General features: G+C 55.7%; 11 protein-coding genes. All 11 read right to left on the bottom strand.

Annotated features, from left to right (window positions below; all coding sequences use genetic code 11):
• Positions 1–94: 94 nt before the first annotated feature.
• The 11 genes from rlmB to mutL all read right to left on the bottom strand — a co-directional run bounded on the left by rlmB (position 95) and on the right by mutL (position 12,789).
• Positions 95–826, bottom strand: a complete 732-nt coding sequence (rlmB, locus tag JHD74_RS12550; protein WP_021179009.1) for a 23S rRNA (guanosine(2251)-2'-O)-methyltransferase RlmB — start codon at positions 824–826, stop codon at positions 95–97.
• Positions 827–885: 59 nt separating this feature from the next.
• Complete coding sequence (gene rnr / locus JHD74_RS12545; RefSeq protein WP_199062805.1) at positions 886–3,405, bottom strand: ribonuclease R; 2,520 nt, start codon at positions 3,403–3,405, stop codon at positions 886–888.
• Positions 3,406–3,464: 59 nt separating this feature from the next.
• Positions 3,465–3,890: a nitric oxide-sensing transcriptional repressor NsrR gene (gene nsrR, locus JHD74_RS12540; RefSeq protein WP_024483339.1), complete on the bottom strand. Its 426-nt coding sequence runs from the start codon at positions 3,888–3,890 to the stop codon at positions 3,465–3,467.
• A gap of 220 nt (positions 3,891–4,110) precedes the next feature.
• Entirely contained in the window at positions 4,111–5,409 is a 1,299-nt protein-coding gene (locus JHD74_RS12535) for an adenylosuccinate synthase (protein ID WP_065684083.1), read from the bottom strand.
• Between the two features lie 97 nt (positions 5,410–5,506).
• Positions 5,507–5,707, bottom strand: a complete 201-nt coding sequence (locus tag JHD74_RS12530) for a DUF2065 domain-containing protein (RefSeq protein WP_074032085.1) — start codon at positions 5,705–5,707, stop codon at positions 5,507–5,509.
• 106 nt (positions 5,708–5,813) lie between these two features.
• Positions 5,814–6,824 carry a protease modulator HflC gene (gene hflC / locus JHD74_RS12525; protein ID WP_024530186.1) on the bottom strand — a complete coding sequence of 337 codons (1,011 nt, stop codon included), beginning with the start codon at positions 6,822–6,824 and terminating at the stop codon, positions 5,814–5,816.
• A gap of 3 nt (positions 6,825–6,827) precedes the next feature.
• A complete protein-coding gene (gene hflK, locus JHD74_RS12520; RefSeq protein WP_199062804.1) occupies positions 6,828–8,096 on the bottom strand; it encodes an FtsH protease activity modulator HflK in 1,269 nt (422 codons plus the stop codon).
• 92 nt (positions 8,097–8,188) lie between these two features.
• Positions 8,189–9,469: a ribosome rescue GTPase HflX gene (gene hflX / locus JHD74_RS12515; protein ID WP_024483336.1), complete on the bottom strand. Its 1,281-nt coding sequence runs from the start codon at positions 9,467–9,469 to the stop codon at positions 8,189–8,191.
• A 98-nt stretch (positions 9,470–9,567) separates the two neighbouring features.
• Positions 9,568–9,879, bottom strand: coding sequence for an RNA chaperone Hfq (hfq, locus tag JHD74_RS12510; RefSeq protein ID WP_021179001.1), 312 nt, complete (start codon positions 9,877–9,879; stop codon positions 9,568–9,570).
• 113 nt (positions 9,880–9,992) lie between these two features.
• Positions 9,993–10,934, bottom strand: a complete 942-nt coding sequence (gene miaA, locus JHD74_RS12505) for a tRNA (adenosine(37)-N6)-dimethylallyltransferase MiaA (RefSeq protein ID WP_199062803.1) — start codon at positions 10,932–10,934, stop codon at positions 9,993–9,995.
• Positions 10,927–12,789 (bottom strand): DNA mismatch repair endonuclease MutL, encoded by a 1,863-nt coding sequence (mutL, locus tag JHD74_RS12500; protein ID WP_199062802.1) that lies wholly within the window; start codon positions 12,787–12,789, stop codon positions 10,927–10,929. The genes miaA and mutL overlap by 8 nt, the downstream gene beginning before the upstream one ends.
• Positions 12,790–12,803 lie beyond the last annotated feature (14 nt).

Below are 12,803 nucleotides of genomic sequence, written 5' to 3'. Positions count from 1 at the left end.
GTAATTATGGTCATTAGCTGGATTTCTGCCGCTGGCGGGATCACAAGATAGGAGATTAGAGGTAGGGGTGACAGGTTTCACCCCTATTAAATCATCAGCTGCGCTGGCGCACCGCTTCAAACAGACAGACACCGGTCGCTACCGAGACGTTCAGCGAGGAAACCGTACCGGCCATCGGAATGCTGATCAGTTCGTCGCAATGTTCACGGGTCAAACGACGCATACCTTCGCCTTCCGCGCCCATAACCAACGCCATCGGGCCGGTCATTTTGCTTTGATACAGCGTGTGGTCGGCTTCACCCGCCGTGCCCACGATCCAGATGTTCATCTCTTGCAGCAAACGCAGGGTACGAGCCAGGTTGGTGACGGTGATCAGTGGGACATTCTCGGCCGCACCGCAGGCCACTTTCTTCGCCGTCGCATTCAGTTGGGCAGAGCGATCGCGTGGGACGATCACCGCATGGACACCGGCAGCATCTGCACTACGCAGGCAAGCCCCCAGGTTATGGGGATCGGTAACGCCGTCCAACACCAGCAGGAATGGCGTTTCAACGCTTTCCAGCAGCCCAGGCAAATCGTTCTCCTGATATTTCCGCCCTTCACGCACCCGCGCAATAATGCCCTGGTGGACGGCACCTTCGACCTTCTCATCCAGCCATTGGCGGTTAGCCACCTGGATCACAATACCGGTTGCTTCCAGCTCGGCAATCAAAGGCTGTAAGCGGCGATCGTCACGCCCCTTGAGAATAAACACTTCCAGGAAACGTTGTGGATCGTTGTCTAGCAGGGCTTTGACAGCGTGAATACCGTAGATAATTTCGCTCATGATGCTCTTTTAACTGTGCGGCCGGGATGACCCGGCCGGGGATAATAACGTGCGGCAGGTTAACCCTGCTCGGCACCTTTCTTCTTGCTGGCACGCTTGGCTTTGGTCGCTGCCGCTATCTTTTTGGTTTTATCAGACGCTTTTTTGGCTTTTGCCTTCGGATCGGTTTTCGCTTTCGCCTTCGGGTCTGGCTTCACCTTGTCTGCGGGTTTGGCCTTGGCCCCATCTTTTTTACGGAAGGCGCTGTCTGGCTCAAAGTTGGCAGGCGTCTTGCCGCCACGGCGTTTACGTTGAGCCTGACTGCGGCCCGCTCCGGCACCGTCGCGCAGCGTACGCTGGCCGCCATTCTTGGCACGTTCGCGCTCGGTTTTGCCTTCACCACGCGGTTTGCGGGTGCTGGAAACCAGGGCGAAGTCGATCTTGCGTTCGTCCATATGCACGGCCTCAACGCGGATCTCCACCGTATCTCCCAGGCGATAGACCATGCCGGAAGATTCGCCGATCAGACGCTGGCCGATATTATCGTAGCGATAGTAATCGTTATCCAGCGTGGACACGTGTACCAGACCATCGATAAACAGATCGCTCAGGCGGACGAAGAAACCAAAGCCGGTGACGCTGGCAATAACGCCGCTAAACACTTCACCGACGTGATCCTGCATAAAGTCGCACTTCAACCAGTCCGCCACGTTACGCGTAGCTTCATCGGCACGGCGCTCGGTCATCGAGCAGTGCATACCCAGTTGCAGCATCTCTTCCAGATCGCTGTGCCAGCCTCCGGTTGGCGTCCAGCGCTCTTTCTGTTCGCCATGCTCCTTCGCCAACACGTACTTGATGGCGCGGTGCAGCGACAGGTCCGGGTAGCGACGGATCGGCGAAGTAAAGTGGCCATAAGAGGCCAACGCCAAGCCGAAGTGGCCACGGTTTTCCGGATCGTAGATCGCCTGTTTCATCGAACGCAGCAGCATGGTTTGCAGCATTTCACGGTCCGGACGTTCCGATACTTCATCCATCAAAGTAGCGTAATCTTTCGGCTGCGGCTTCAGGCCGCCACCCAGCGTCAGGCCCAGCTCGCTCAACACGCTGCGCAATGCGGAAATGTGATCGTCACTTGGACGATCGTGCACGCGGAACAGCGCGGGTTCATTATGCTTCTCGACAAAGCGTGCCGCCGCAACGTTCGCCATGATCATGCACTCTTCGATCAGTTTGTGCGCGTCATTACGTACCGTTGGTTCGACGCGTTCAATACGGCGTTCAGCGTTGAAGATAAACTTGGCTTCTTCGGTTTCGAAGGCGATACCACCGCGTTCGGCACGAGCCTGATCCAGCACTTTATACAGCGCATGCAGCTCCTGCAGGTGTTTGACCAACGGATGATACTGCTCGCGCAGCTCCTGATCGCCCTGCAAGATATGCCAGACCTTGGTGTAGGTTAAGCGCGCATGGGAGCTCATTACCGCTTCGTAGAATTTAAACGAAGACAGACGGCCCGATGCGGAGATGGTCATCTCACTCACCATACACAGGCGGTCGACCTGTGGGTTGAGCGAGCACAGGCCGTTGGAAAGCACTTCCGGCAGCATTGGTACCACTTCCGATGGGAAGTAGACCGAGGTGCCGCGGCTACGGGCTTCGTCATCCAGCGCCGTGCGCGGGCGCACATAGTAGCTGACATCGGCAATCGCGACCCACAGGCGCCAGCCACCACCGCGTTTTTTCTCGCAGTACACGGCATCATCAAAATCGCGGGCGTCTTCGCCATCAATGGTGACCAGCGGCAAGTGACGCAGATCCACACGCCCCTTCTTGGCGGCTTCCGGCACCTGCTCACTGAGGTCGGCAACCTGCTTCTCCACCTGAGGTGGCCAGGTATGCGGGATCTCATGGGTACGCAATGCGATATCCACCGCCATGCTGGTCCCCATTTTATCACCCAGGATCTCGACGATCTTGCCCACGGCTTTGGTGCGGCGCGTTGGGCGCTGGGTCAGCTCGACCACCACCATAAAGCCCATCCGCGCCCCGCTGACCGAGTCGGCAGGGATCAGAATATCGAAGCTCAGGCGGCCGTCATCCGGCACCACGAAGCCGGTACCGGCATCGGTGAAGTAGCGGCCAACAATCTGGCTGGTTTTGGGTACCAGCACGCGCACGATACGCGCTTCACGGCGGCCTTTGCGATCTTCGCCCAGCGGTTGAGCCAACACCACATCGCCGTGGATGGCCATTTTCATTTGCTCGGCGGAGAGATAAAGGTCGTCTTTACGCCCTTCAACCCGCAAGAAGCCGAAGCCATCGCGGTGACCGATCACCGTGCCACGCAGCAGGTCCAGACGCTCCGGCAGGGCATAGCACTGGCGGCGGGTAAAGACCAACTGGCCATCACGCTCCATCGCACGCAGGCGACGGCGCAGGGCTTCCAGCGCTTCTTCGCCGGATAAATTCAGTTCATTGCCCAACTCTTCGCGGCTGGCCGGCGTTTCACGTTTCGCCAAATGGGCCAGAATAAATTCGCGGCTAGGAATTGGGGATTCATATTTTTCTGCTTCTCGTTCCAGGAATGGATCTTGTGACATTGAGGTTCCTCCGTTGTCATCAGCAGGGTGTCGCTGAGCCTTGTCTTCTCAGTAACGCTTTATTCGACAAGCAAAAGCTTGTAGAGCGGTGAATTGTCTTCGACCATGTCGGCCAATGTGTGACTATCCAGCTCCTCAAGGAAATTCTTTACCGCCTGCTGGAGCACTTGCTTCAAACGGCAGGCTGGGGTGATATGACAAAAATCGCTGCTGCAGTTAACCAACGAAAGCGGCTCCAGCGCCCGCACCACGTCGCCAATACGGATGCTCTCAGCCGGTTTACCCAAGCGTATACCGCCGTTTTTACCCCGCACGGCGGTTACAAAGCCTTCACGGCTCAGCTGATTGATAATTTTTACCATATGGTTACGGGAAACCCCGTACACCTCCGTAACCTCAGAGATGCTGGTCATTTTGTCCGCAGGCAATGATGCCATATAGATCAATGCCCGTAGGCCATAGTCAGTAAAACTTGTTAACTGCACGTTTACCTCTGGGTATCTGCCGATTTTCGGCGATTTTCTTTACTATCTTATTGGATGATAAACCAGCCAGAGAGTTCGCAGCTAATTATTTAGTACATAGCCGACTCTCAACCGGAGCAACGAAAGGATTTTGTGAGGTGAAAACGCCATCGGGGAGGATACATGAGGCAAACAAACCGGGACTTGGCCCGGTTTGTTTGGTGACAGTAGAGCAAACAGATTATGCGTCGAACGGATCGCGCAGGATCATAGTTTCGCTACGGTCTGGGCCAGTAGAGATAATGTCTACCGGTACATCAGTCAGCTCTTCGATGCGTTTGATGTAGTTCAGCGCTGCCTGTGGCAGTTTGCTGTAGTCTTTCACACCAAACGTCGTTTCGCTCCAGCCCGGCATGGTTTCGTAGATTGGCTCGATACCTTCCCAACCTTCTGCAGCCAGCGGCGTGGTGGTCATTTCGCGGCCATCCGGCATGCGATAGCCCACACAGATCTTCACTTCTTTCAGGCCGTCCAGCACGTCCAACTTGGTCAGGCAGAAGCCAGACAGGGAGTTGATCTGCACGGCACGACGAACGGCAACCGCATCCAACCAGCCGGTACGACGGCGACGGCCAGTGGTAGCACCAAACTCATTACCCTGTTTGCACAGGTATTCGCCGGTTTCGTCGAACAGTTCGGTTGGGAACGGACCTGCACCTACACGGGTAGAATAGGCTTTCACGATGCCCAGCACGTAGTCCACATAACGCGGGCCAATGCCAGAACCGGTTGCTACGCCACCAGCGGTGGTGTTGGAAGAAGTCACGTACGGATAAGTACCGTGATCGATATCCAGCAACGTACCCTGTGCACCTTCGAACATGATCAGATCGCCACGCTTGCGCGCGCCGTCCAGCAGTTCGGAGACGTCAACTACCATCCCGATCAGGATATCGGCAATCGACAACACATAGTCAAGGGTGGTCTGGTAATCGACGGCTTCTACTTTGTAGTAGTTAACCAGTTGGAAGTTGTGGTAATCGATGATGTCTTTCAGCTTGGTGGCGAAGGTGGCTTTATCGAACAGGTCACCAACGCGCAGACCGCGACGGGCAACTTTGTCTTCGTAAGCCGGGCCGATACCGCGACCGGTGGTGCCGATGGCTTTGGCGCCACGCGCTTTCTCACGCGCATTATCCAGGGCGACGTGATAAGGCAGGATCAGCGGGCAGGCTTCAGACAGTAACAGACGTTCGCGTACCGGGATGCCGCGCGCTTCGAGTTCACCCATTTCCTTCATCAACGCGTCTGGCGCCAGAACGACACCGTTGCCGATGACGCTGGTCACGTTTTCACGCAGGATACCTGAAGGAATTAAATGAAGAACGGTTTTTTCACCGTTGATAACCAGAGTGTGGCCAGCGTTATGGCCACCTTGGTAGCGCACAACATATTGAGCCCGTTCAGTCAGCAGGTCTACGACCTTACCCTTACCTTCGTCACCCCATTGGGTGCCCAGTACGACGACGTTCTTACCCATTTTAAAATCACCAGGTTGCTTAAAAATGGATTCTACCACCCTAATTCTTCAGTTTCAGCACTTTTAGCATACGATTGCGTACTTTTTCGGCTAAACTTTAAACCCCCGTGCGTGCACGCAACATGTAGTAGATCACACAGCCTGCAACCACTAATCCCCCACCAAAACGCCGCAGTGTGGCATCGGGCAGTTGCGACATCGTCTGGACCATTTTACGCCAAGCCTGTGGGAACAGCATCGGCCCCAGCCCTTCCAGCACCAAAACCAACCCAAGCGCCAGCCAGATTGTCGAATTCATCCTTCCCCCAAAAAAAGAAAGGCCCGCGTTTAAACGGGCCTTGGTTCTACCCCTATTCTTTCAAACCATGGCCTGAAAGCTATCGGGGATCGCCATCATGCTGACGTTATCTGTTGCGCGTAGCAACCGGCGACTTCATGTAGCGGAAGAAATCGCTGTCCGGGCTCAGCACCAACACGTCCTGATTGCCTGGGCCGAAGCTGGTTTCATAAGCACGCAGGCTACGGATGAAAGCGTAGAAATCCGGATCCTGACTGAAGGCATCGGCAAACAGTTTAGCTGCTTCCGCATCGCCCGCACCGCGGGTGATACGCGCCTGACGCTCGGCTTCCGCGATGGTACGGGTCACTTCGTAGTCGGCGGTGGCTTTAAGCTTCTCAGCCTCTTCCTTACCTTGTGAACGGTGACGACGGGCTACCGCCTCACGCTCTGCACGCATACGCTGGAAGATCGCATCGGACACTTCCGCAGGCAGGTTGATCTGCTTGATACGGACGTCCACCACTTCAATACCCAGTGCTGCCATGCTGTTAGGGTTAACCGCTGGCTGTTTGCCATTGGTTTCACGCTCAACACGGGCTGCGGCAGATGCGATAGCGTCATCGGCTTCGCTGGCGGCGGCTTCTTCGCCGTCACCCACGGTACCGGTGTTCAGCGCCTCACGCACGTCTGCCATCAGACGGCCACGGGAGTCAGTCACGATGTCACGCACGTCCAAACGGCCAATCTCGGAACGCAGACGGTCGTTAAACTTGCGTTTCAGCAGCAGTTCCGCCTGAGAAACATCACCACCACCGGTCGCCAGGTAGTAGCGGCTGAAATCACTAATACGCCATTTCAGGTAGGAGTCGACGATCAGGTCTTTCTTCTCGCTGGTCACGAAGCGATCGGCCTGGTTGTCCATGGTCTGGATACGGGCATCCAGCATTTTCACGGTTTCAATAAACGGGATCTTGAAGTGCAGACCCGGTGCATAAACCAGCGGTTTGTTTTCGCTGTCGCGCAGAACTTTACTGAAACGCAGCACGATGCCGCGCTCGCCTTCCTGAACCACAAACATTGAGGCGTAAAGGGCTACCAACACCACCGCGAGGATAACTATGAAAGACTTACGCATTGATTATTCTCTCCCTACGCGTGTGTTGTCGCCACGCTGCGCATTAGCCCGACGTTGGTCCATGATGGAACCACTGCTGGAACTGTTAGTGCTCGCATCCGATGAAGGAGTCGAGGCTGGCGCAGGGGCGAGAAGGTTCTGTCCGGCATCTTTGCTGCCTTCGGTAACCGGCTTACCGGCACCGCGCAGCATTTGATCCAGTGGCAGCACCATCAGACTGTTATTGCCTTTGTTGTCTGCCACCAACACCTTACGGGTGTGGCTCAACACTTTTTCCATGGTTTCGAGGTACAGACGCTCACGGGTAATTTCCGGTGCGGCTTTGTACTCCGGCAACAGCTTGGCGAAACGAGCAACCTCACCCTGGGCTTCCAGAACGGTCTGGGCCTGGTAGGCGCGCGCATTTTCCAGCAGGCGCTGTGCAGCACCGTTGGCACGCGGCTGAACTTCGTTGGCGTAAGCTTCTGCTTCACGAATGGATTGCTGCTCGTTCTCACGTGCGGCGATCGCATCATCAAACGCGGCTTTCACCTCTTCCGGCGGACGTGCAGCCTGGAAGTTGACGTCCAGCAGAGTGATCCCCATTTTGTACGGACGGATGGTTTCTTCCAGTACACGCTGAGTGTCGCTACGGACGATGGTACGGCCTTCGGTCAGGATCTTGTCCATGGTGTATTTACCGATAACACCACGCAATGCGCTGTCTGTCGCCTGTCTCAGGCTGTCGTTGGCATCGGTTACGCTGAACAGATAGGCTGCCGGATCGGAAACGCGGTACTGCACGTTCATCTCGACGCGCACCACGTTCTCATCGGAAGTCAGCATCACACCGGACGCGGACAGGTCACGGACCGACTCCACGTTAACCGGGCGAACCTGATCGATAAACGTCGGTTTCCAGTTCAGACCTGGCTGCACCAGATGGCTGAATTTACCAAAGCGAGTGACCACACCACGTTCGGCTTCTTTGATGGTATAGAAACCGCTGGCGGCCCAGATCACCACCACCGCAACCGCAGCAATGCCGACAATCTTGCCACTGAAGCCCGGCCCGATTGAACCCGTTCCACCGCTGTTATTGCCGTTGGAGCCTTTGCCACCGCCGGTCAGGCTGCTCAATTTCTTGCTCAGCTTGCGGAAGATATCGTCTAAATCCGGTGGTCCTTGATCGCGACCGCCTTTATTGTTACCGCCAGAGTTGCCGCCATTATTATTGCTGCTCCCCCACGGGTCGCGGTCCTGTCCGTTATTACCGGGCTGATTCCACGCCATGTTTTAGCTCCATTATTCTGTGATTGGGTACTTCAGGCTAATGCTTAGCCCACTCTTCTATTGAGCGGGCACACAAATGTAACAGGATATGATCATACGATAAAGTTAATCAGTTCCTGTTCCTGCTTGCAGAGGCGACGCCACTCCACGATCGGCATACGCACCACCACGCCGATACTGCCGTCCTCTTCATTCCACTCTTTTTCGATCGCCTGAAGCTGGTAGAAACGGCTACGAAGACGGCCAGCCTGTGGCGGTAAGCGCAGCTCATAATGCGCGATTTCCCCCGATAAGCGCTCCGTCAACGCCTGAAATAGCAACGGGATACCTTCACCGCTGGCGGCGGACAGCCACACTCGGATCGGTAAATTTTCCTCGTTGCGATCGATACGCGGGACAAAGTCATCCAGCATATCTATTTTGTTCATCACTAACAGTGTAGGGATCTCATCCGACTCAATCTCTGCCAACACGGAGTTCACCGCTTCAATGTTTTCATCCACCCGGGTATCCGCAGCGTCGATCACATGTAACAACAGAGAGGCCTGGCGCGTCTCTTGCAGTGTCGCTTTGAACGCGGCAACAAGATCGTGCGGCAAGTGCCGGATAAAACCTACGGTATCCGCCAACACGGTATCGCCTACGTCCGCCACGTCAATGCGCCGCAGGGTAGGATCCAGGGTGGCAAATAGCTGGTCCGCCACATACACTCCGGCAGACGTAATTCGGTTAAACAGGGTTGATTTGCCGGCGTTGGTATAACCCACCAGCGATACGGTTGGCACATCGGCACGGGTACGTGCTCGTCGCCCTTGATCGCGCTGCTTCTCTACCCGCTCAAGGCGACGCAGGATCAGGCTGATACGATCGCGTAGCAGGCGACGGTCAGTCTCTAACTGGGTCTCCCCCGGCCCGCGCAGGCCAATCCCCCCTTTCTGACGTTCAAGGTGAGTCCAACCACGAACCAGACGAGTGGCAATATGACGCAATTGCGCCAACTCTACCTGCAGCTTACCTTCATGGGTACGGGCACGCTGGGCAAAGATGTCGAGAATCAACCCGGTGCGATCGATCACCCGACATTCACACAGGCGTTCGAGATTTCTCTCCTGCGCTGCGGAAAGGGCGTGATCAAACAGGACAACAGACGCGCCGCTGGCTTTCACCGCATCTGCAATTTCTTCGGCCTTTCCTTCACCGACAAAGTATTTTGGGTGAGGTGCTTTGCGGCTACCAGTAACCACTTGCAAAGCCTCAACGCCCGCAGAGGACACCAGCGATTCGAACTCACTGAGATCTTCTGTATCTTTGTCTTGCGAGAAATAGATATGAACCAGGACGGCCTGCTCACCGGCTTCATAACGGTCAAACAAGCGTGCAACCTCTCAAACGGAACAAAACCGCGAGTTTGGGGGACATAAACAGCACTGCGCTGCTTATGCACCCCGTCATGGTTGACTCGCAACGCGCTTTATTCAGCGTCATCGCTTTCCTGCTGCGGCTGTTGCGGCGCAGACGGGTTGTTACCATGGTGATAATTGCTGGTGCCGCCGCTGCTCGGGGTGTTGCTGTGGTGCGATACCGGGCGCGATGGAACAACGGTAGAGATAGCGTGCTTATAAACCATCTGGCTCACCGTGTTCTTCAACAGGATGACAAACTGGTCAAAAGACTCAATCTGGCCTTGCAGCTTAATACCATTCACCAAATAAATAGAAACCGGAACACGTTCACGACGCAATGCGTTCAGGAACGGATCTTGCAAAGATTGCCCCTTAGCCATTCTATCTTTTCCTTATTTGTTTGTTGTTTTTAACCAAGAACCTGTCGGCTCAAAATAAACGACCTAAAAAATTTGCGCGCTGAATACTCATCAATTGTACACAATCACTCAACCTATGCACTAACAACCTGTGTTACCGAGTCTAAAGCCTCTCCCGGCTTTTCACTGTCCAACCACCGAACCGACTCCCAACCCCGTAACCAGGTCATCTGGCGTTTGGCCAACTGACGTGTTGCGCAAATACCTCGAAAAACCATCTCATCGTAACTAATCTCGCCAGAAAAATATGACCACATCTGGCGATAACCGACACAGCGAATGGAAGGCAAATCCGTATGCAAATCACCCCGTGCAAAAAGTGCACGCGCTTCCGCCTCAAAACCCGCCGCCAACATCTGATTGAACCGCAGCTCGATACGTTGATGCAACAACTCCCGGCTGACTGGCGCGATCGCAAATTGGTGAACATGATACGGCAACGATTCACCCGAAATTTTAGTCAGTTCAGTTAAAGTTTTACCCGAAATCAAAAAAACTTCCAGTGCTCTGGAGAGTCTCTGTGGATCATTCGGATGAATACGTAACGCGGAAACCGGGTCTATCGCCTGCAATTGGCGGTGCAAAGCCTCCCAACCGTGTTCCGCTGCCTGCTGCTCAATCTGCTCGCGCACGGCGGGATCGGCAGAAGGTAACGGCGATAAACCTTCGAGTAACGCCTTAAAGTAAAGCATTGTGCCCCCCACCAACAGCGGAATACGCCCAGCGGCAGTAATATCAGCCATTTCGCGCAGCGCATCGGCACGAAAATCGGCTGCCGAGTACGCTTGCGCAGGATCGCGGATATCGATCAACCGGTGTGGCGCCAGGGCCAACTCTTCCGCCGAGGGTTTGGCGGTGCCGATATCCATACCGCGATAAATCAGGGCGGAATCGACACTGATCAGTTCGACGGGCAAGCGCTCACGCAGCGCCATCGCCAAGGCGGTTTTGCCTGAGGCCGTTGGCCCCATGATAAAAATGGCTGGGGGACGAGGGGTCATTTCAATTTCAGTCATGCTTAAGCGCTGCCAATGCAGCCTGCAAATCAACGGGTTGTAAAAGAGCGGCAGGAGGGGATTTGACCAGTTGCGGGCAAAGTCGTTCAACTTCTGTCAACAATTGTATCGCTTGCGAGCTGTTCCACACTTCATGTTCGCTGCCTAATTGGCTGGCGATCCAGATGGATAGCACCGTTGGCGACATCTCCTGATGTTCGGCCAGATAGCCTAACAGCTCGGGTATCAACTTTTGTAAATTTTGTTGGCGTAATGGTAAAGGTACTGCGCGCAAAGTCACACGGCCGTGATCGGATTGCAGCTCCAACCCCATTTTGACCAGCAGCGCCTGATGTTGCACGCAGGCGGCCGCTTCATTTTTATTCAACGTCAGCTTAATCGGGATCAGCAGCGGCTGCGGCCGTAATCCCTCTTCAGGCGGGCAAAGCTGCGCCTGACGCAGCCAACGTTCGGCCATAGTCAGGTTCAGTAACGCCAACTGCTGACGCTGTTCAACCAGCGCATAGCTCGGCGGGCAAATCATCAGAACGCGGCCAAAACTGTGCTGACTACCGGCGAGCGGCGTTTCCTGCACGGCGTTAACCGGCGGGAACAGCGGCTGTTTTACCGTTTCTGCTGGCGGCGTAGCCTGCAACAGCTTGCCATACAGCTCGCCTTCACGCTTTTGGTAACCCGCACCGGCCTGATAGGCTGGCTGCGGGGCACGCTCACGGGCAGCGGAGGGTTCAGCAGGCTGACGTTCACGCTGTGGCGCAGGCTGGGAGAAGTGGTTACCACCGGCGGCAACGCGGTTCTCCGGCTGCCAGACGGGAGCCTCCTGCGCAGCGGACTCTTCAGCCAATGGCAGCGCGACATTACCCGCCTGCTGCAACACCGTAGTAACCGCCTGGTAGATAAAGTCATGTACCAGCCGAGCCTGATGAAAACGCACCTCATGCTTGGCCGGATGGACGTTGACATCCACCTGATGCGGATCCACTTCCAGATACAGCACATAGGCAGGCAACTGATCGTCTTTCAACTGATCCTGATACGCCTGACGAATGGCATGATTAATCAGCCGATCGCGCATCATCCGGCTGTTGACGTAGCAATACTGCATTTCGCCAAGCTGGCGCGCCCCTTGCGGATCCGCCACCCAGCCGCGGATGCTGAGATCGCCATGCTGCCAGGAAATCGCCAACGCATGCTGCAAGAAGGCGGGGCCACAAATGCTGGCCAGACGCCGCTCATGCTGGCTTTCTTCTTTTGCCGCGCGATACTGACGCATCAGCTTGCCGTTATGGCTGAGGTTGATCGCCACATCGAAACGCGCCAGCGCAATGCGCCGCACCACTTCGTCGATATGGCCAAATTCGGTTTTTTCGGTGCGCATGAACTTGCGCCGTGCGGGGGTGTTGTAAAACAGATCGAGCACTTCGAGCGTGCTGCCCACCGGATGAGCTGCCGGTTTGACGGTGACCGCCTGATCGCGCCCTTCCGCGTAGGCTTGCCAGGCTTCGCTCTGTTCCGCCGTGCGTGAGGTCAACATCAGACGGGACACCGAGCTGATACTGGCCAACGCTTCGCCGCGAAAGCCCAGGCTGACTATGGCCTCCAGATCGTCAAGCGTACTGATCTTACTGGTGGCATGGCGCGCCAGGGCCAAGGCCAGGTCGGCTTTGGCAATGCCGCAGCCGTTATCACGGATGCGGATCAGTTTGGCCCCGCCGCGTTCGATATCAATATCAATCCGCGTTGCCCCAGCATCCAGGCTATTTTCTACCAGCTCTTTGACCACCGACGCAGGCCGTTCGACCACTTCTCCGGCGGCAATCTGGTTGGCTAGCTGTGGCGGTAACACCTGGATAGACATGGGGCTCCCTCTGT

The organism is Serratia sp. ASV30, assembly GCF_016428815.1.
Lineage (GTDB): Bacteria > Pseudomonadota > Gammaproteobacteria > Enterobacterales > Enterobacteriaceae > Chania > Chania fonticola_C.
The sequence above is the reverse complement of the archived record's forward strand: the minus strand, read 5'-3'. Positions and strand labels throughout refer to the sequence as shown.

What these genes read in the sequence shown, in the direction of transcription:
- rlmB (WP_021179009.1), bottom strand. Translation starts at nt 826, where the DNA reads ATGAGCGAAATTATCTACGGTATTCACGCTGTCAAAGCCCTGCTAGAC.
- rnr (WP_199062805.1), bottom strand. Translation starts at nt 3,405, where the DNA reads ATGTCACAAGATCCATTCCTGGAACGAGAAGCAGAAAAATATGAATCC.
- JHD74_RS12535 (WP_065684083.1), bottom strand. Translation starts at nt 5,409, where the DNA reads ATGGGTAAGAACGTCGTCGTACTGGGCACCCAATGGGGTGACGAAGGT.
- JHD74_RS12530 (WP_074032085.1), bottom strand. Translation starts at nt 5,707, where the DNA reads ATGAATTCGACAATCTGGCTGGCGCTTGGGTTGGTTTTGGTGCTGGAA.
- hflC (WP_024530186.1), bottom strand. Translation starts at nt 6,824, where the DNA reads ATGCGTAAGTCTTTCATAGTTATCCTCGCGGTGGTGTTGGTAGCCCTT.
- hflK (WP_199062804.1), bottom strand. Translation starts at nt 8,096, where the DNA reads ATGGCGTGGAATCAGCCCGGTAATAACGGACAGGACCGCGACCCGTGG.
- hfq (WP_021179001.1), bottom strand. Translation starts at nt 9,879, where the DNA reads ATGGCTAAGGGGCAATCTTTGCAAGATCCGTTCCTGAACGCATTGCGT.
- miaA (WP_199062803.1), bottom strand. Translation starts at nt 10,934, where the DNA reads ATGACTGAAATTGAAATGACCCCTCGTCCCCCAGCCATTTTTATCATG.
- mutL (WP_199062802.1), bottom strand. Translation starts at nt 12,789, where the DNA reads ATGTCTATCCAGGTGTTACCGCCACAGCTAGCCAACCAGATTGCCGCC.